Source organism: Kitasatospora sp. NPDC088264, assembly GCF_040685715.1.
GTDB lineage: Bacteria > Actinomycetota > Actinomycetes > Streptomycetales > Streptomycetaceae > Kitasatospora.
Genome location: NZ_JBFBIR010000021.1, coordinates 47881 through 65524, shown reverse-complemented (window position 1 = coordinate 65524; position 17644 = coordinate 47881). Strand labels below are relative to the sequence as shown.

15 protein-coding genes are annotated in these 17644 nt (G+C 73.0%); 5 read left to right on the top strand and 10 right to left on the bottom strand.

Translation table 11 applies throughout. The annotated features are described in order from the left end of the window. Positions 1–144 precede the first annotated feature (144 nt). The 4 genes from AB0O82_RS18785 to pdxH form a co-directional block, all read right to left on the bottom strand. Positions 145–954, bottom strand: coding sequence for an AAC(3) family N-acetyltransferase (locus tag AB0O82_RS18785; protein WP_363584969.1), 810 nt, complete (start codon positions 952–954; stop codon positions 145–147). Between the two features lie 15 nt (positions 955–969). Next, entirely contained in the window at positions 970–3330 is a 2361-nt protein-coding gene (locus tag AB0O82_RS18780; protein ID WP_363584967.1) for an FxsB family cyclophane-forming radical SAM/SPASM peptide maturase, read from the bottom strand. Positions 3331–3452: 122 nt separating this feature from the next. Then, positions 3453–3635, bottom strand: a complete 183-nt coding sequence (fxsA, locus tag AB0O82_RS18775) for an FxSxx-COOH cyclophane-containing RiPP peptide (protein WP_350877535.1) — start codon at positions 3633–3635, stop codon at positions 3453–3455. Positions 3636–4139: 504 nt separating this feature from the next. Beyond that, a complete protein-coding gene (gene pdxH / locus AB0O82_RS18770) occupies positions 4140–4772 on the bottom strand; it encodes a pyridoxamine 5'-phosphate oxidase (protein ID WP_363585069.1) in 633 nt (210 codons plus the stop codon). A gap of 416 nt (positions 4773–5188) precedes the next feature. Here pdxH and AB0O82_RS18765 point away from each other — a divergent pair, with 416 nt between their 5' ends. Beyond that, positions 5189–6289, top strand: coding sequence for a citrate synthase 2 (locus AB0O82_RS18765; protein ID WP_350877533.1), 1101 nt, complete (start codon positions 5189–5191; stop codon positions 6287–6289). 194 nt (positions 6290–6483) lie between these two features. After that, entirely contained in the window at positions 6484–7602 is a 1119-nt protein-coding gene (gene serC, locus AB0O82_RS18760) for a phosphoserine transaminase (protein ID WP_363584964.1), read from the top strand. A gap of 311 nt (positions 7603–7913) precedes the next feature. Here the strand turns inward: serC and thpR are convergent, their stop codons facing one another. Beyond that, positions 7914–8501, bottom strand: coding sequence for an RNA 2',3'-cyclic phosphodiesterase (thpR, locus tag AB0O82_RS18755; RefSeq protein ID WP_363584962.1), 588 nt, complete (start codon positions 8499–8501; stop codon positions 7914–7916). Positions 8502–8546: 45 nt separating this feature from the next. On the opposite strand from thpR, the gene AB0O82_RS18750 reads away from it, so the two are divergent. Continuing rightward, a complete protein-coding gene (locus AB0O82_RS18750) occupies positions 8547–9065 on the top strand; it encodes a GNAT family N-acetyltransferase (RefSeq protein WP_363584960.1) in 519 nt (172 codons plus the stop codon). A gap of 79 nt (positions 9066–9144) precedes the next feature. Here the strand turns inward: AB0O82_RS18750 and AB0O82_RS18745 are convergent, their stop codons facing one another. Next, positions 9145–10434: an MFS transporter gene (locus AB0O82_RS18745; protein ID WP_350877760.1), complete on the bottom strand. Its 1290-nt coding sequence runs from the start codon at positions 10432–10434 to the stop codon at positions 9145–9147. Between the two features lie 357 nt (positions 10435–10791). Further along, entirely contained in the window at positions 10792–11226 is a 435-nt protein-coding gene (locus tag AB0O82_RS18740; RefSeq protein ID WP_063348195.1) for a MarR family transcriptional regulator, read from the bottom strand. Between the two features lie 151 nt (positions 11227–11377). Here AB0O82_RS18740 and AB0O82_RS18735 point away from each other — a divergent pair, with 151 nt between their 5' ends. Both AB0O82_RS18735 and AB0O82_RS18730 read left to right on the top strand, forming a co-directional pair. Next, positions 11378–11797, top strand: a complete 420-nt coding sequence (locus AB0O82_RS18735) for a VOC family protein (protein ID WP_363584958.1) — start codon at positions 11378–11380, stop codon at positions 11795–11797. A gap of 309 nt (positions 11798–12106) precedes the next feature. Then, a complete protein-coding gene (locus AB0O82_RS18730; protein ID WP_363584956.1) occupies positions 12107–12913 on the top strand; it encodes an MHYT domain-containing protein in 807 nt (268 codons plus the stop codon). A 120-nt stretch (positions 12914–13033) separates the two neighbouring features. Here the strand turns inward: AB0O82_RS18730 and AB0O82_RS18725 are convergent, their stop codons facing one another. From AB0O82_RS18725 to AB0O82_RS18715, 3 genes are all read right to left on the bottom strand, one after another. Continuing rightward, positions 13034–14746 carry a hydrogenase maturation protein gene (locus AB0O82_RS18725; RefSeq protein WP_363584954.1) on the bottom strand — a complete coding sequence of 571 codons (1713 nt, stop codon included), beginning with the start codon at positions 14744–14746 and terminating at the stop codon, positions 13034–13036. 217 nt (positions 14747–14963) lie between these two features. Beyond that, on the bottom strand, positions 14964–15887 hold the full coding sequence (locus AB0O82_RS18720) for a DUF4231 domain-containing protein (RefSeq protein WP_363584952.1): 924 nt from the start codon (positions 15885–15887) through the stop codon (positions 14964–14966). A 257-nt stretch (positions 15888–16144) separates the two neighbouring features. Beyond that, positions 16145–17605: an NCS2 family permease gene (locus AB0O82_RS18715; protein ID WP_363584950.1), complete on the bottom strand. Its 1461-nt coding sequence runs from the start codon at positions 17603–17605 to the stop codon at positions 16145–16147. Positions 17606–17644: the final 39 nt, after the last annotated feature.

The following is a 17644-nucleotide window of genomic DNA, read 5'->3' as shown; positions in this document are numbered from 1 at the left end:
CCGACTTCCTACGCACAAGAGACCTGGACAGGACCGTCGGGGGGGGGGGGGGGGGGCCGGCGCCGCCGGGGCCGCCCCACCGGGGGGGCCGAAGCGGCGACGGGAGCAACCGAACTGGAGGAGGGGTGGGGGACGCGCGGGGGCTCAGGGGCGGAGGAGGTGTTCGGCGAGGTCGACGGCTTCGCGGACGGGGACGAGGCGGCAGTCGGTGGTGCCGAGGTGGATGGTGGTGATGCCGGTGGCGACGGCGAGGACCTGGGTGCCGAGGTCGGCGAAGTGGAGGTCGTCGAGCTCGGGGGCCCGGAAGGTGAGCCAGCCGTCGGGGCCGACGCAGCGGTACTCACGCAGGGGGACGTCGGGCATGCGCTGGTCGGCGAGGTGGAAGGCGGTGAACCGGGCCATCGGGACGCCGAGCATCAGCACCCTGGCGTCGAGGTCGTAGAGGCGCCCGAGCGGGGACTCGGGGCCGAGGTGGGAGGTGAGGGGGTGGTGGGCGGTGATCTCGCGGGCGTGCCGGCCGAGGGCCGTCCAGGAGGTCTGGGGGTGGCGGCTGCGCAGGGCGCCGGGGCGGGTGCGGATCTCCTCGGAGAGGGCGCCCATGGTCGGCGAGCAGGGGGTGTTCGCCGGGTCGAACCGCGGCATCCGGGCCCGGTAGGCGGCGGTCTCGGCCGGGGTGAGGCCGGCGGTGGCGGTCTGGTGGATGCGCGAGGTGGCGGAGTTCTCGGGGGTGGCGGTGTAGGCGACCAGGGTGCCGCCGGGGCCGAGGACGTGGAGCAGCGCGTCGGCGACGGTGGCGGCGCCGCCGTCCACCGGGCCGAGGGCGCGCAGGGAGGCCTCGACGTGCACCACCATGCCCGGGCGGACGCCGAGTTGGGCGAACCCGGCGGCCAAACCCCCAGCGGTGAGGGCGGTATCGGTGAGGGCGGTGCCGGTGAGAGCAGTGACGGTGCGCATGGCCGCTCCTCTGGGTCAGACCTCGGCGGGGCGGGCGTGGCCGCGCTCGTGGCGGGCCCGTTCGGCGGCCCGTTCGGCGGCGGCGGGCAACGGCACGGCGAGCCACGGAGCGACGCTCTCACGCATGCCGTCGGCGAAGCGCAAGCCGAGCGCCGTGAGGGCGCCGGATCCGGCCAGCCGGTCGACGGCTTCGGCGGTGTACCGGCGCCAGAGCGCGAACTGGGTGCGCGCCCGGTCGGCGGCCTCGCCCGGCAGCCCGTCGTAGGCGAACGCACGGGTGCCCCAATACTCGGTGACGGCGAGGTGCGCGTAGGTGCCCTGGAGCAGGCCTTCGAGCGGGCGCGGGTCGGGCCGCCAGGGCGCGAGGTACAGCTGGTCGTCGGCCGGGTCGTGGAGGTCGAACAGGTCGAGTACGGCGCCGAGTTTGACGTGCTGGAACTCGTGCGCGAGCAGCAGTGCGAGCGTCGGCGCGGTCGCGGGCCGGGCGATGCCGACCGCGCCGTGGGCCTGCCGGGCGGCCGAGCTGACGTCCCGCCCGGCGGGGCCCGGCCGTAGCGGGGTGATGGTGGTGAGGCCGGCCCGGAGGCCTTCCGCGTACGCGGGCAGGTCGTGCCCGAGCAGTTCCCAGGCTTCGCGCAACGCGCCCGTCCAGTCGAGCAGTTCGCCGTCGGAGAGCCGGCCGGCCACGGCGTGGTCGTGGCTGTCGCGCAGCGGGTCGACGTCCTCCAGGGTGACCGTCCACCCTCCGGCCAGCCGGACCCGCCGCAGCGGCTCGTCCAGGGCGGCGGACACCGATCCGTCGGACGCCCGCACGCTGAACCCGTCGGCCAGGCCGGTGACGACCGCCTCCCCGTCCGGGGCGGCGGTCCGCCCGAGGGTCGGCAGGTGCAGCCACCCGCCGCGCACCGGCACCGCGACCGCGTCCCCCCGCCCGGCACGGACGGCGGCGGCGGCGGCCAGGGCGGCCAGCGGGCCGAGCCCGACGGTGAGGTCCCCGGCGAGCCGGCGGGCGGCCCAGGCGCGGGCGTACGGGTGGGCGAGGACGGTGTCGACGGCGGCGGGTGCGCTCGCGTCGAGTTCGGACAGCAGGGCCCAGGCCGCCGATCCGGGCTGCCCGGAGGCGTCCCAGGCGGCGGCCAGCATGGCCCGGGTGAGGGCGAGTTGGGCGCGGGACAGGGCCCGTACGGTGTCCTGGTCCCCGTACCCGCGGGCGAGCTGGTCGAGCTGCCGCTCGGTGAGGGTGGCCGGCACCACCGGCTCCCCGGCCTGGGCGGGGACAGAAGGACCCGCCGCGACAGCGGAAGCGGCGGCGGAACCGACAGCGGAACCAGAGGCGGAACCGGCGGCGTCGCCGGCGAGTTCGTTGATGAGCTTCATGAGGTCACCGCAGTAGACGGAGGGATTGTCGAAGCCCGTGTCGGCCCGGTACCGGTGGGCGTACAGGCCGCCGCCGCAGCTGCGGACGACCGGGCAGGCCCGGCAGGCGGCGCTCAGCCCGGCCAGCCCCGACTGGCGGGCGGTCATGCCGGGGTGCAGCGCGACCTGGTCGAGGCTGTGCGTGAAGACGTCGTACCCCGTCTCCGGCGCGCCGTCGTAGGCGGTCTTGAGGCTGTCGGCCTGTTCGAAGCTGCCGTCCGTCTCCAGGACGACGAGGTCGGACGGTTCCAGGCCGAGCGATTCGGTGAGGCTGGAGAGCCCGTGCAACGTCCGGTGGACGGATTCGAAGGTGCGGACGGCGAACGGGCGGCCGTCGGCGTCCCATCTCCGGTACACGGCCAACAGCCAGTCCGCGTACGGCGTTCGCGCACCGTCGACGGCCGGTTTCGGCCGGTCCTCCCAGGTGGCGTGCGGCAGCAGGAAGTCGACGGCGGGGGGGTCGAGTTCGGCCAGGGCGCGGTAGACGGCGTCCGGGTCGTTCTCGATGTCGACGGTGCAGAGCAGCCCGGCGTAGAGGTGCCGGTAGGCGGGCCGGCGCAGCCGCTCGACCGCCCGCAGGACGTGCGGGTGGCTGCTGCGGCCGTCGGCGAAGCGGCGGTGGCGGTCGTTGGCGGCGCGGTCGCCGTCGAGCGAGACGCCGACCCTCATGCCGACCTCGGCGAAGAGTTCGCAGTAGGCGTCGTCGAGTTGGACGCCGTTGGTGTGGATGCGCAGGTCGAGTGCGCAGCCGGGCGGCAGGGCCGCCCGGAGCGCCTTGGCCGCGTGGCGTAACCGGTCCGGGCCGGCGAGCAGGGGCTCTCCCCCGTGCAGGACGACCCGGACGGCGGGCAGCCGGTGTGCGGCCGCGTGGTCGCCGATCCGCTCGGCGATCCTATTCAGGACTTCGTCACCGATGACCTTGGGGCGTCGACGCCAACTGGTGTCGGCGTGCTCGTACACGTAGCAGTGATCGCAGGCGAGATCACACCGGCTGTGCACTTTCACGACGAACTGGGTGAAAGGCAGCGGAGTTGGCGTCATGGTCGATCGGATTCAGCCGGAGCCGATGGTCAGTCGGCCGATCAGATGGAGGAGTTGAAGGCCGCGACCGGCACCGCACCCGCACCGGTGTCGGGCAGGGCTCGTCGGATCCTGGTGGAGAGCTCCTCGGCGCCGAGCTGGGCGAGGTCGGCCAGTGAAGGCCGGGTTTCGCCCTGAGGCTCCGTCAGTTCAGTGCGGGGCATGGTGTCCAGTGCGGGTGTCATGTTCGATTCTCTTCCACGATGGGGGTTAGAGAGAAGCAGGGCCGGGTATATAGGTCGGCCTAGTCGACCAGGGTACTGCCAGCACGTGGGCTGCGCCGTGCTCTTGCGCGCCCCTAACAGCCCACTACCCCCTTCACGCAGCGAAGTCTCGCCAAAAGTTCACCCACTCGGCGGTCGCGTGAAGGCACCTGACCGGCGCACAGGGGACCGGCGTCGCGCCGCCGAACCCACCCTGGCGGCGCCCCTCCGCCGACGTACGGCCGCCGCCCCGGCCCGACCCGCTCCCCCGGCGCGGCCGGAGCCCGCTCCCCCGGCGCTCGCGCCCCATCCGAACCACCGGTCGGCGAAGGCCAGTTGGCGCGATTCGACAGCGCCCCGCACTCCCCCGCCACCGCACGACAGCCAGCCCGACGAGCCCGATGGCGGACCCGACGAGCCCGACGAGCCCGACGGCGAACCCACCGACGGACGCGCCGGTATTCGAACGCCTCGCAGACCCGCCCGCTACGGGCAGAGCCGCTCCACCCGCCACCCGCCCGCTCCGGCCGGATCGGCGAAGTAGCGCAGCCGGTCGTGCAGCCGGTTCTCCCGCCCCTGCCAGAACTCCACGCTCTCCGGGATCACCCGGTACCCGCCCCAGAACGGCGGCACGGGCACGCCCTCGCCCTCCGGGTAGCGGCGCTCCAGTTCGGCGTAGCGCTGTTCGAGGACGTCGCGCCCGCCGACCGGACTGGACTGCTCGCTGGCCCAGGCGCCGAGCTGCGAACCGTGCGGCCGGGTGCGGAAGTAGGCGGCGGTCTCGTCCCGGCCGACCTTCTCCACCCGCCCCTGGACGATCACCTGGCGGGCCAGCGCGATCCACGGGAACAGCAGCGCGGCGTACGGGTTGGCGGCGAGCTCGGAGCCCTTGCGGGAGCCGTAGTTGGTGAAGAAGACGAAGCCGCGCGCGTCGTAGCCCTTGAGCAGGACGGTGCGCGAGCTGGGCCGCCCCTGGGCGTCGGCGGTGGAGAGCACCATCGCGTTGGGCTCGACCACCCCGGCGTCGTCCGCCTCGTGGAACCAGCGGGTGAACTGGGCGATCGGCTCGGGCGCGAGCTGTTCCTCGACCAGGCCCTCGTGGGTGTAGTGCTTGCGCATCACGGTGAGGTCCGGTCCGGGCCGGGCATCGTCGGCCAGGATCCGGGTGGCGGGGCTCAGGGGCGTCGACTGGGCGCGTTCCGGGGTCTGCACGTCAACATCATCCCGTACGACAAGCAACCGGCACCGCTACCTCCGGACAAACCCCGGTGGGAGATAAGGTGTCCCGCCACCGCTCGACCGCCCCCCGTACGGTGAATTGTCCCGAACCAGGCGTTTGGTTCCGGAGATTCCCGGGCACGACCGACCCTCGGCGGAAAAGTCAAGCGGGCCCAAGCGCAACATCACCATGGTGGTGTATGGCGCAATGCACCCGGTGCCTGTCACTCTGGCACCGAGTGCCAACCACCATTCGGTCACTGGCGCGCCGCCCCACCACGGCGCAGCGCCGATCGCAGAACTGAAGGAGCCGTCGTATGTCCGACTTCGTACCCGGGCTTGAGGGAGTCGTCGCGTTCGAGAGCGAGATCGCCGAACCCGACCGTGAAGGCGGCGCGCTGCGGTACCGCGGTGTCGACATCGACGACCTGGTGGGCCACGTCTCCTTCGGCCACGTCTGGGGCCTGCTGGTGGACGGCAAGTTCAACCCCGGCCTGCCGGCCGCCGAGCCGTTCCCGATCCCGGTGCACTCCGGTGACATCCGGGTCGACGTGCAGTCCGCGCTCGCCATGCTCGCCCCGGTCTGGGGCCTCAAGCCGCTGCTCGACATCTCCGCCGAGCAGGCCCGCGACGACCTCGCCCGCGCCGCCGTGATGGCGCTGTCCTACGTGGCCCAGTCGGCCCGCGGCCAGGGCCTGCCGATGGTCCCGCAGAGCGAGATCGACAAGGCCGAGACGGTCGTCGAGCGGTTCATGATCCGCTGGCGCGGCGAGCCGGACCCGAAGCACGTCAAGGCCATCGACGCCTACTGGACCTCCGCCGCCGAGCACGGCATGAACGCCTCCACCTTCACCGCCCGCGTCATCGCCTCCACCGGCGCCGACGTGGCGGCCGCGCTCTCCGGCGCGGTCGGCGCGATGTCCGGCCCGCTGCACGGCGGTGCGCCGTCCCGCGTGCTCGGCATGATCGAGGAGATCGAGCGCACCGGCGACGCCACCACCTGGGTCAAGAACGCGCTGGACCGCGGCGAGCGCCTGATGGGCTTCGGCCACCGCGTCTACCGCGCCGAGGACCCGCGCGCCCGCGTGCTGCGCCGCACCGCCAAGGAGCTCGGCGCCCCGCGCTTCGAGGTCGCCGAGGCGCTGGAGAAGGCCGCGCTGGAGGAGTTGCACAACCGCCGCCCCGACCGCGTGCTGGCCACCAACGTCGAGTTCTGGGCCGCGATCATGCTGGACTTCGCCGAGGTGCCGGCGCACATGTTCACCTCGATGTTCACCTGTGCGCGCACCGCGGGCTGGTCGGCGCACATCCTGGAGCAGAAGCGCACCGGCCGGCTCGTGCGCCCCGCCGCGCGCTACATCGGCCCCGGCCCGCGCCGCCCCGAGGAGATCGAGGGCTGGGACGCCATCGGCCACTGAGCCCGCCGAGCGCCCCCGAGCGCCCGCCGAACGCCCCCCGAGCGCCCCGGGCGCCCCTCGTCCGCACCACCCCTGAGCAGCGGGTCCGACCTCCGTCGGGCCCGCTGTTTCCGCAGCTGGGAGCCGTGAAGATCACAGTCTCAGCGGGCGGACGACCGTACCCCGGGCGGCTCCCCGGCCGGTAGGCTGCGCGCGTGGCTCAGATCCAGATCCCCGCTGACATCAAGCCCGCAGACGGCCGTTTCGGCTGCGGACCGTCCAAGGTGCGCCCCGAGGCCCTGAGTGCCCTCGCCGCCACCCAGACCTCCCTGCTCGGCACCTCACACCGCCAGGCCCCGGTCAAGAACCTGGTCAAGCGCGTACGCGAGGGCGTGAGCAGCCTCTTCTCGCTCCCCGAGGGCTACCAGGTCGTCCTCGGCAACGGCGGCTCCACCGCCTTCTGGGACATCGCCGCGTTCGGCCTGGTGCGGGAGAAGTCCCAGCACCTGGACTTCGGCGAGTTCTCCTCCAAGTTCGCCTCCTCGGTCAAGGCCGCGCCGTGGCTCGCCGAGCCGAGCGTCATCAAGACCGCCCCGGGCACCCACCCGCTGCCGGTCGCCGAGGCCGGCGTCGACGTCTACGGGCTCACCCACAACGAGACCTCGACCGGCGTCGCGATGCCGATCAAGCGCCCGGTGGGCGCGGACGAGGGTTCGCTGGTCCTGGTGGACGCCACCTCGGGCGCCGGCGGCCTGCCGGTGGACATCACCGAGACCGACGTCTACTACTTCGCCCCGCAGAAGTCCTTCGCCTCCGAGGGCGGCCTGTGGCTGGCCGCGTTCTCCCCGGCCGCCCTGGAGCGCGCCACCGAGATCGCCGGCTCCGGCCGGTACATCCCGCCGTTCTTCGACCTGCCGACGGCCATCGACAACTCGTCGAAGGACCAGACGTACAACACCCCGGCGATCTCCACCCTGTTCCTGCTGGCCGACCAGCTGGAATGGCTGAACGGCAACGGCGGGCTCGACTGGGCCGTCGCCCGTACGGCTGATTCCTCGTCCCGGCTGTACGCGTGGGCCGAGAAGTCCTCCTACGCCAGCCCGTTCGTGGCGAACCCGGCCGAGCGCTCCCAGGTGGTCGGCACCATCGACTTCGACGAGTCGGTGGACGCCGCCGCCGTCGCCAAGGCACTGCGTGCCAACGGCATCGTGGACACCGAGCCGTACCGCAAGCTGGGCCGCAACCAGCTGCGCGTCGCGATGTTCCCGGCGATCGACCCGGCGGACGTCGAGGCGCTCACCCACTGCATCGACTACGTGGTCGAGCAGCTCTGAGCGATCCCGTGCACGGCTGAGGGCCACCGCCTCCGGGCGGTGGCCCTCAGCCGTTGCGGCGGGGTCGACCCACCGGGCCGGGTAGGCGTGCCCGCCGGCCCGGCTACCCGCCGACCATCGAGCTGATCAGCACGACGACCAGCAGCAGCACCAGGGTGCCGGTCACGATACGCATACGAGTCTTGGGATCCACGGTCAACGAGCGTACCTCCGGACCATCCGCCGACGGATCGGAGCCCCGGGCCCAACGGCCACCCCGGGCCCAACGGCCATCCCGGCCCCCCCCGCCCCGGACCCGGGCGCGCCCCGGCTCAGCTCCAGTCGGCGAGCGGCCAGGCGCGCAGCGAGGAGTAGTGGGCGAAGCCGCCGTCCAGGTCGCTCTGCATCAGGTGCAGCTCGGCGGCCTCCCACTCGGGCCCCCGGTAGTCGGCCAGCGCGGCCGCCAGGGTGTCCAGCTCGGCCGCCGCGAGCCGCTGGACGGCCCGCCGGTGGCCGCGCGAGGAGCCGGCCCGGGCGAGGGTGAGGTGCGGGTGGAAGGTGAAGGCGTCGACCTCCCCGGTCACCCCGGCGGCGGCCTCGGACACGGCCTCGGCGAGCCTGCGCAGCGCCCAGGTCTGCCCCTCCACCCCGGCCCAGAGCACCCGGTCGCCGAACCGCCCGGCGCCGGACAGCCGCAGCCGGTGCACCGGATGCACCTCGGCGACGGCGGCCAGGCCCGCCTCCAGCTCCGGCAGTTCCTCGGCCGGCACCTCGCCGAGGAAGGCCAGGGTCAGGTGCCAGCCCTCGACGGTGGTCCAGCGCAGCCGGTCCGCCCCGGGCAGCCCGCGCACCGGCGCCACCGCGTCCGACAGCCCCTGGAGCGCGTTGACCGGCGGCAGGACCGCCACGAAGAGCCTCATGGGGACATCTTCCCGCGCGAGGCCGTTTGGGCTAGAACCTTTCGTATGAAGATCCGCACCGGGGGACCGGACGACATTCCCGACATCCTCGCCCTGCTCGACGGCGCCGTGGGCTGGCTGGCCGGCCAGGGCCGCACCGGCCAGTGGGGGGACCAGCCCTTCAGCACCATCCCGGCCCGGGTCGAGCAGGTCGCCGGGTACGCCGCCGAACCGTTCCTGATCCGCCTCGCCGAGGACGCCGAGGGCCGCGCCATCGGCTGCTGCGTGCTGTCCGAGCAGCGGGGGAAGTACATCCCCCCGGTGGACGAGCCCGAGCTGTTCGTCCGCATCCTGGTCACCGACCGCAGCCGCAAGGGCTCGGGGATCGGCGCCGCGCTGATCGCCGACGCGGTCGAGGAGACCCGCCGGCGCGGCCTCGGCCTGCTGCGGGTGGACTGCTACGCGGGCGCCGACCGCAGGCTGGTCGGCCAGTACCGGGCACTCGGGTTCACCGAGACCGAGTCCTTCGAGGTCGAGCAGCCGGACGGCGTCTGGCCCGGTCAGGTCCTCGCGATCCGGCTCTGACCCTCGACCCTGCACCGAAGCCCCTCGACCCTGCACCGAAGCCCCGGGGCGGACCACCGCCCCGGGGCATGACGCCTCGTCAGCAGGCGGGCGCCAGCTCCGACTTGTTGGCGGTGACGGTCCGCGGCACGAAGGCCACCACCCGGCCGCCACGGCCGGGGTGCAGGTCGAACCGCACCCGCAGGTCCGCGCTGCGGGCCAGCACCAGGCCCACCACGCCGGCCGCCAGCGCGGACACCAGTCCGCAGGCCAGCAGGCCGAGCCGGGGCCCGTACGAGGCGGTCACCCAGCCGACGATCGGGGCGCCGATCGGCGTGCCGCCGGTGAAGACCAGCACCAGCAGGCCCATCACGCGACCGCGCATCGCGGGGTCGGTGGCCAGCTGCAGCGTGGAGTTGACGGAGGTGTTGAAGCTGAGTCCGAACACCCCGATCAGCGTCAGCAGCACCGCGAAGGTCCAGTAGTCGGGCGCGAACGCGGCCACCACCTCCAGCGAGCCGAAGGCCAGCGCCGCCGCCACCAGCCGGCGCAGCCTGGGCACGCCCCGGCGGGCGGCGAGCAGCGCGCCGGCCAGCGAGCCGACCGCCATCGCGGTGTTCAGCAGGCCGTACTGGCCGGCGCCGACCTTGAAGGTGTCGTAGGCGAAGCCGGAGAGCAGCGTCGGGAAGTTGAAGCCGAAGGTGCCGATGAACCCGGCCAGGACCATCGGCCAGAGCAGTTCGGGCCGCTCCTTGACGTAGCGCAGGCCCTCCCGCAGCTGGCCCTTCTCGCGGGCGATCGGCTCGGTCGGGCGCAGTTCGCTCTCCCGCATGGCGAGCAACCCGCCGATCACGGCGGCGAAGGACAGCGCGTTGACGGCGAACGCCCAGCCACTGCCGACCACGGCGATCAGCAGGCCCGCGACGGCGGGGCCGACCAGCCGGGCGGTCTGGAAGTTGGCGGCGTTCAGGCTGACCGCGTTGGCGAGGTCCTTGGGCCCGACCATCTCGGACACGAAGGCCTGCCGGGTCGGGTTGTCGACCACGGTGACCAGGCCGAGCAGCAGCGCGAAGGCGTACACGTAGTACGGCGTCACGACGCCGCCGATGGTCAGGACGGCCAGGCCGGCGGCCAGCAGGCCCATGGCGCCCTGGGTGTAGATCAGCAGCCGGCGCTTGGGCATCCGGTCGGCGAGCACGCCGCCGAACAGGCCGAGCAGCAGCATCGGCAGGAACTGCATGGCGGTGGTGATGCCGACCGCGAGGGGGCTGCCGGTGAGGCTGAGGACCAGCCAGTCCTGGGCGATCCGCTGCATCCAGGTACCGGTGTTGGACACCACCTGGCCGGCGAAGTAGTAGCGGTAGTTGCGAACGCGAAGGGAGGAGAACATCCCCCCGGGCCTCGTGAAGCGGGCACCTGCGGGAGACGTGGACGCGTGGGTGCGTCCGGGAGCGGCGGGGTCGTCCGCCGCGGTGCGTTCGTCGGGGTCGTCGTCGCCGCTGCCGGGCAGCCCCGTGGGGGCGGGCGCCTGGAGGTCGGCGGCCGCGGCGCCTGCCGCGGCGGGGTCGGTGGTCTGGTCGTCGGTGCGGATGGCGGCGGCGCTGGCTGCGGCCGGCGGTGTCACGGTGGTCTCCCCTCGCGGCGCGGCGGCCCGAACTGCGGCCGTCGTGCTCCTGGTTTCGGTGGTCGGTCCTGCGGTGATGCGGTGCTCCTTCTTCTCCCGGCCGGCGGGCCGGGGTCGGTGTGCCTAGAGGTGTGCGAGCTTGTAGAGCACGGGCGCGGCCTCCCGGAGGACGGCCCACTCCTCCTCGTCGAGCCCCTCGGCGAGCTCGGCGAGCCAGACGTTGCGGCGACGGCGGCTCTCGGCGAGGATCGCCTCGGCCTGCTCGGTGCTGCTGACGACGACCTGGCGGCGGTCCTCGGGGTGCGGCTCGCGCCGCACCAGCCCCTTCTCCTCCAGCATCGCGACGATCCTGGTCATGGAGGGCGGCTGCACGTGCTCCTTCCGGGCGAGCTCACCCGGTGTCGCCTTTCCGCATCTGGCGAGGGTGCCGAGCACCCCCATCTCGGTGGGGCTCAGCGACTCCTCGACCCGCTGGTGTTTGAGTCGACGGGAGAGGCGCATCGTGGACGATCGCAGCTGATTGATCGCTGCGAGGTCCTGCTCGGACATCTCGGGCATGTTCTTTAGCTTACGTCATTACTCTCGCTAAGGAAAATGCGTTCCCATTCCACCCCGCCGGCCCCGTCCGTTCACCGCGCGCCGGAAGATCGGCCCGGTGCGATGCTGGTGCTGGGTCTCGAATGATCTCGACTGGAAGGGCCGACCAGACATGTCCGACCTCGCCGCCGACCCCGCCTCCGGCCTCGCCGCCGAGCCGGACGACACCGGCTTCGCCCGCCTCGCCATGGTCACCATCGACTGCGCCGACCCGATCGCACTGGCCGGGTTCTACGGCGAGCTGCTGGGCTGGGAGAGCCGCCACCTGGACGAGCAGTTCGCGATCCTGGACAACCCGGAGGGCGGCAGCCCGCTGGGCTTCGGCCGGGTCTCGGGCTACCGGCCGGAGCCGTGGACGGAGCCGGACGGCGGCAAGCACTTCCACCTGGACTTCTACGTGGACGACCTGGACGAGGCGATCGCGAAGGCGCTCGCGCTCGGCGCGACCGAGCCGACGTACCAGCACGGCCGGACGCTCAAGGTGCTGATCGACCCGGCCGGCCACCCGTTCGGGCTAGCCCCGCTGGAGTGACCAACCCGGAGTAACGAACCCGGAGTAACGGACGAACCGCCCGGCGGCCGTGCGCAGGCGGTGTCAGGAGTTGGTGCCAAGATCATGCAGACCGCGTAAAGGTCCATCCTGACCAGGGACTTCACGAAAAGCGCGAACCTTGTGCGACCGTCCGGTAGTGGTTACTGTCCCCCGTTGTCAGGGGCACCACACGCCAGGTCTCCCTTCGGCGGCGCCGTTCCCGCGCCCGTTGCCGCGTTCCCTCCCGACCACCCGTGTCCGCCCGAGGCCTGGCGCCCTTCCTCCCCCGCATCCGTCCTGGGAGCTCTCTTGGGTGAGATCCATCATGCCGACCACGGCTGGGTGACACCGGCGGTCTCGTACTTCGTCGCCTGCCTCGGCGCCTTCGTCGCCCTGCGCAGCGCCCGCTGGGCACTCGTCTCGCAGGGCCGCACCCGGGTGCTCTGGCTGCTCTTCGCCTCGACCTCGCTCGGCGCCGGGATCTGGTCCATGCACTTCATCGCGATGCTCGGCTTCTCCGTCACCGGGGTCGACATCAGCTACCGGCCCGGACTGACCGTGCTCAGCCTGCTGGTCGCCATCGCCGTCGTCGGCATCGGCCTGTTCACCGTCGGGTACAGCCGCCGGCCCGTCCTGTCCCTGCTGGCCGGCGGGCTGACCACCGGCCTCGGGGTCGCGGCGATGCACTACCTCGGAATGGCCGCGATGGTCCTGCCCGGCCACCTCGGCTACGACCGGCTCACGGTCGGACTGTCCGTCGCCATCGCCGTGTTCGCGGCCACGGCCGCACTGTGGGCCACCCTGAACATCCGCGGCACGCTCGCCGTCCTGGCGGCCGCGCCGGTCATGGGCGTGGCGGTGTGCGCGATGCACTACACCGGCATGGCGGCGCTCTCGGTGCGGCTCGACTTCTCGCACTCCACCCAGGGCGGCGTGATGGCGCTGCAGTTCATCTTCCCGCTCGGGGTCGGGCTCGGCTGCTACGTCTTCTTCGGCTCGCTGGCCTTCGCGGTCTCGCCGAGCCGCGGCACCACGCAGCCGCTCCTGCTCGGCCCGGCGGCCCCGTTGGTCCCGCGCCAGCCGCGGCGGCGGGACGAGGCCGGCGTCAGGCGCTGAGCCGGGCGGGCCCCACCCCCCAAGCCCCGAGGGCGTCCGACCGGGTCCCCCACCCCGGCCGGGCGCCCTCGGCTCACTTTCGGCGACCGCCCCCGCCTCGCTCCCGCGACCACCCCTGCCTCACTCCGGCCGCCCCAGCAGCCCGGTCAGGTGCGCGGGCGTGGCCACCGGGCAGACCTTGTGCACGAAGTCCCGCCGCAGCGCGTGGTAGGGCTCGCCCGCCCGGTAGAAGTTGGCGTGCATCCGCCGCAGTTCCTCCGCCCGGTACTCGGCCAGCGGCTTCGCCTCCTCGTCGGCGGACCGGCGGCGCTTCTTGTCGACCAGCCGCCCGGTGAGTTCGGGCGAGGCTCCGAGCGCGGCGGCCTCCCGGACCACCCAGCGCCGGAAGGCCGCCGCGTCCCCGCCGCAGGTGCGGTCCACCAGGCCGATCCGGCGGGCGTGTTCGGCGCCGACCGGCAGCGCCTCGGTGGTCAGCCGCGCGGCCTGCTCGTCGCCGACCCGGCGCGGCAGGGTGTACGTCCAGTACTCGGAGCCGTAGAGGCCCATCAGCCGGTAGTGCGGGTTGAGCACCGCCGACTCCCGGCACCACACCTCGTCGGCGGCGAGGGCCGCCATCAGGCCGCCGGCCGCCGCGTTCCCGGCCAGGGCGGCGACGGTGAGCTTGTCGGTCGTGGTGAGGACCGCGTGGACCAGGTCGTCCATCGCGTTGATGTTCTCCCAGGACTCCAGTGCCGGGAACGCCGCACCCTCGATGACGTTGAGGTGGATCCCGTTGGAGTAGAAGTCCCGGGGCGCCCCGAGCACCAGCACCGAGGTGGGCCGGCCGGCGGCCTCGCGGTAGGCGGCGAGCAGCCGGCGGCACTGCCCGGTGCTCATCGCCCCGCCCGCGTAGGCGAATTCGAGGTAGCCGACGTCGCCCTCCTCGCGGTAGCGCAGCTCCGACCAGGTGTCCCGGTGGGCCGCCGAGGTCGGCGTCACCGGGACTTCGCGGACCCGGTGCAGGCGGCCGGCGAGCACCGTCGCGGCCGGCTGCTTGAAGGTGGCGGGCCCGCCCGGGGTGCGGCGCGGGCGCAGCTGGGGGATCCAGACCGCGCCGTCCACGGTGGCACGGCAGATCGCGCCGTCGCGGGTGGCGAGCACGGCGCCGGGCACCGGGCCGCGCAGCTCGTCCTCGGGGTGGCCGCCGTGCAGGAAGTACTCGCGTCCGAACAGCTCGTCGAGCACGCCGGGTTGGGAGTCGGCGGCGCGGAGCTTGCGCAGCACGGTGGCGGTGTCGTCGGCGGCCCAGTCGATCCGGCGCGCGTCCTGCCGCAGCAGGGGCCGCAGCCTGCCGTGGACGTCCGGCCGGTCGTAGTCGAGCGGTTCGGGGGTGAACAGCCCGCCCTCGAAGCGCTGGACGGCGAGCAGGACGGCCTCGACGGCGGCGTCGGCGACCTCGCCCCGGTACAGCTCGCTCTTGCCGCAGTCGGTGACGGGGAACTCGACGGACGCCCAGATGTCACCGGCGTCCATCTCCTCGACGGCCTGGAGGACGGTCACGCCCCAGCGGTCCGCCCCCTCGGTGATCGCCCAGTCGAGCGAGGAGGGGCCGCGGTCGCCCTGGGGCCCGGGGTGCACGATCAGGACGGTCCGGGTGGACCAGATGTCCTGCGGGACGGCCTTGGTGAGCATCGGACAGATGATCAGCTCGGGGTCGGCACGGTCCACCGCCGCCCTCATCGCCTCGTCGCCGAGGGCGAGTTGGACGGCGACCTGGTGGCCGCGCCCGCGCAGCTCGGTGTGGACGCGCTGGGTCAGGCTGTTGAACGCGCTGGCGATCAGGAGAATGCGCAAGAGGGCCTCCGGACAGGGACTGGGGTCGCGCGCAGGCGATGAAACCAGGGCATGGACACGTAATGATTACGTTCTACGCCTTCCCGCCCGACCCTCACGCACTCCGCACACCTGTGCCCTCGGCGTGGCGTCCGCTTCGCCGGATCTCCCCAGCCCCTCCCCTGAGTTGACGGCAGCGACAGACCCGGCCGATCCCCGGCGTCGACGGCCCCGGCCGCTACCTCGGAAACGCCCGGCGGGCCCGCCAGGTGGTGTGCTCGCGGGACACCGCGTCCTCCGCCTCGGCGGCCATCCGGGCCCAGCGCGCCTCGGCGTCCGGCGTCTTGAGGTCGAGGTCGGAGAGCTGGTTGCCGACGTTCTCCAGTTCGCGCGCGGCCAGCTGGTAGGCGGCGGCCAGCGGGCGCAGCTGCTTGAGCTGGGTCCAGGCGATGACGGCGGCGGCCGCGGCCGAGCTGGCGCCGAAGACGTGCACCTGGAGGGCGCCGGTGGCCTGGGCGACGGCCGCCGCCGCGCCGATGATGATCAGCGCCGCGATGCCGAGCCCCCAGGACACCGCCTGCGTCTCGCAGGCCTCGGCCCGGGCGCGGTACCAGGTGCGCTGGCCCTCGACCCGGGTGCGCAGGTAGAGCATGCGGCGGGCGGTCAGGCTGTCGGCCCGCATCCGCCGCATCTCCGGGGTGATCTCGGGGACGGTGCCGGGCGGCACGATCTCCGGGTCCTCGAAGGCCCGCAGCACGTCCTCGACCTGGAGCAGGTAGCCGCGGTCCACGTCCGCGGACTCCGCCTCACCGTCGAACGGCCGGGCCCGGACGGTGTACTTCCAGGCCAGCGTCTTGACCGACTCGGCCGCCGCCCGGGCCTCGTACCAGCGGCCCTGCGGGTTGCTGCGGCGCAGCCGGGACCAGAAGTAGCCGGCGATCAGGAAGGCGCCCACCGAGTACAGCGGCACACTGTCGAAGGAGCCGCGGTCCTTCGGCCCGGGGAACGAGCCGATCACGGCGGCGATCACCAGCATGGCGATCAGTCCGCGGTACCAGCGCAGCGTCTCGCGCTGGCCGTCCAGCGAGGCCTTGTCCGCCGTCCAGAACAGCTCCGGCAGCAGCTTCGCCTCGTCTCCCCCGGGCGGATCCTGTTGCACCATCGGTCGAGCCCCCTCCCCGTGTCCGTCCAGGCAGTATTCCCTCCGTCAACTTCGCTACACAGGCCCCTTTTTGACATTCTTCCCGGCGGCGATCGCTCCGCCCCCTCGAAACCGGTACGACCGGTTGCAGCTCTGCGTCCACCGACGGCCGACCCCAGGGCCACCGGCCCCGGGATCGAAGGCGCCCCCGGGAACGGCAGCGGCCCCACCCTTCCCCCAGGGGGAGAGGACGGGGCCGCCGGTGGAGCGGTACGGCGTCAGAGCAGGCCGAGGGCCGGCATCAGGTAGTAGAAGGCGAACACCGCCGCCACCGCGTACAGCGGGACGGGCACGCTGCGTCCGCGCCCGGCGGCCAGGCGCAGGACGCAGAAGGCGATGAAGCCGAAGCCGATGCCGTTGGTGATGCTGTAGGTGAACGGCATCATCACGATCGTCAGGAAGGCCGGGATCGCGATGGTGTGGTCCGACCAGTCGATCTCCTTGATCGAGCCCGCCAGGATCAGGAAGCCGACGGTGACCAGGGCCGGGGTCGCGGCCTGGGCCGGGACCATGGTGGCGAGCGGCGTGAGGAAGAGCGCGACCACGAAGAGCAGGCCGGTGACGATCGAGGCGAAGCCGGTCCGGGCGCCCTCGCCGACACCGGCGGTGGACTCCACGAAGCAGGTGTTCGCGGAGGCGGAGGTGGCGCCGCCGGCCGCGGTGGCGATGCCGTCGACCATCAGGATCTTGTTGATGCCCGGCAGGTCGCCGTTCTCGTCGAGCAGGTGGGCCTCGTCGGCGACGCCGAGGATGGTGCCCATCGCGTCGAAGAAGCAGGACATCAGCACGGTGAAGACGAACAGCACGCCGGTCAGCACGCCGACCTTCTCGAAGCCTCCGAACAGGCTGACCTTGCCGACCAGGCCGAAGTCGGGGGCGGCGACCGGGTTGCCCGGCCAGGCCGGGACGGTCAGGCCCCACTTGAGCGCCGGGACGTCGACGAGCTTGTCGATCACCACGGCGAGCGCGGTGCTGACCACGATGCTGATCAGGATGGCGCCGGGCACCTTGCGGATCAGCAGGACGAGGGTGAGCAGCAGGCCGAACACGAAGATCAGCACCGGCCAGCCGAGCAGGTGCCCGCTGCCGCCGAGTTGCAGCGGGACGGTGGTGTGCGCGGCGTCCGGCATGCGGCTGACGAAGCCGGAGTCGACCAGGCCGACGAGGCTGATGAACAGGCCGATACCGATCGCGATGGCCTTGCGCAGCCCGAGCGGCACGGCGTTCATGACCCGCTCGCGCAGGCCGGTGGCGACCAGCAGCATGATCGCGAAGCCGGCCAGCACGACCATGCCCATGGCGTCCGGCCAGGTCATCTTGGGGGCGAGCTGGAGCGCCACGATGGTGTTGACGCCGAGGCCGGCGGCCAGGCCGATCGGGACGTTGCCGATCACGCCCATCAGCAGGGTGGTGAGACCCGCGGTGAGGGCGGTGGCGGTGACCAGTTGGGCGCTGTCCAGGTGGGCCCCGGTCATGTCCGTGGCGCTGGCCAGGATGATCGGGTTGAGCACCAGGATGTACGCCATGGTGAAGAAGGTGGCGACGCCGCCGCGGATCTCGCGCGGCAGGGTGGAGCCGCGCTCGCTGATCCGGAAGTAGCGGTCCAGGGCGCCGGCGGGGGGCTTGGGGGCGCTGGAGGCGGGTTCGGGCGACTCGGTGGTCGGCTGGACCACAGGCATGCGTGCGTCCTCTGTGGGGGAGCTGAGGAGGGGGGACGC

What these genes read in the sequence shown, in the direction of transcription:
- AB0O82_RS18785 (WP_363584969.1), bottom strand. Translation starts at nt 954, where the DNA reads ATGCGCACCGTCACTGCTCTCACCGGCACCGCCCTCACCGATACCGCC.
- fxsA (WP_350877535.1), bottom strand. Translation starts at nt 3,635, where the DNA reads ATGACACCCGCACTGGACACCATGCCCCGCACTGAACTGACGGAGCCT.
- pdxH (WP_363585069.1), bottom strand. Translation starts at nt 4,772, where the DNA reads ATGCGCAAGCACTACACCCACGAGGGCCTGGTCGAGGAACAGCTCGCG.
- AB0O82_RS18765 (WP_350877533.1), top strand. Translation starts at nt 5,189, where the DNA reads ATGTCCGACTTCGTACCCGGGCTTGAGGGAGTCGTCGCGTTCGAGAGC.
- thpR (WP_363584962.1), bottom strand. Translation starts at nt 8,501, where the DNA reads ATGAGGCTCTTCGTGGCGGTCCTGCCGCCGGTCAACGCGCTCCAGGGG.
- AB0O82_RS18750 (WP_363584960.1), top strand. Translation starts at nt 8,547, where the DNA reads ATGAAGATCCGCACCGGGGGACCGGACGACATTCCCGACATCCTCGCC.
- AB0O82_RS18745 (WP_350877760.1), bottom strand. Translation starts at nt 10,434, where the DNA reads ATGTTCTCCTCCCTTCGCGTTCGCAACTACCGCTACTACTTCGCCGGC.
- AB0O82_RS18740 (WP_063348195.1), bottom strand. Translation starts at nt 11,226, where the DNA reads ATGCCCGAGATGTCCGAGCAGGACCTCGCAGCGATCAATCAGCTGCGA.
- AB0O82_RS18735 (WP_363584958.1), top strand. Translation starts at nt 11,378, where the DNA reads ATGTCCGACCTCGCCGCCGACCCCGCCTCCGGCCTCGCCGCCGAGCCG.
- AB0O82_RS18720 (WP_363584952.1), bottom strand. Translation starts at nt 15,887, where the DNA reads ATGGTGCAACAGGATCCGCCCGGGGGAGACGAGGCGAAGCTGCTGCCG.
- AB0O82_RS18715 (WP_363584950.1), bottom strand. Translation starts at nt 17,605, where the DNA reads ATGCCTGTGGTCCAGCCGACCACCGAGTCGCCCGAACCCGCCTCCAGC.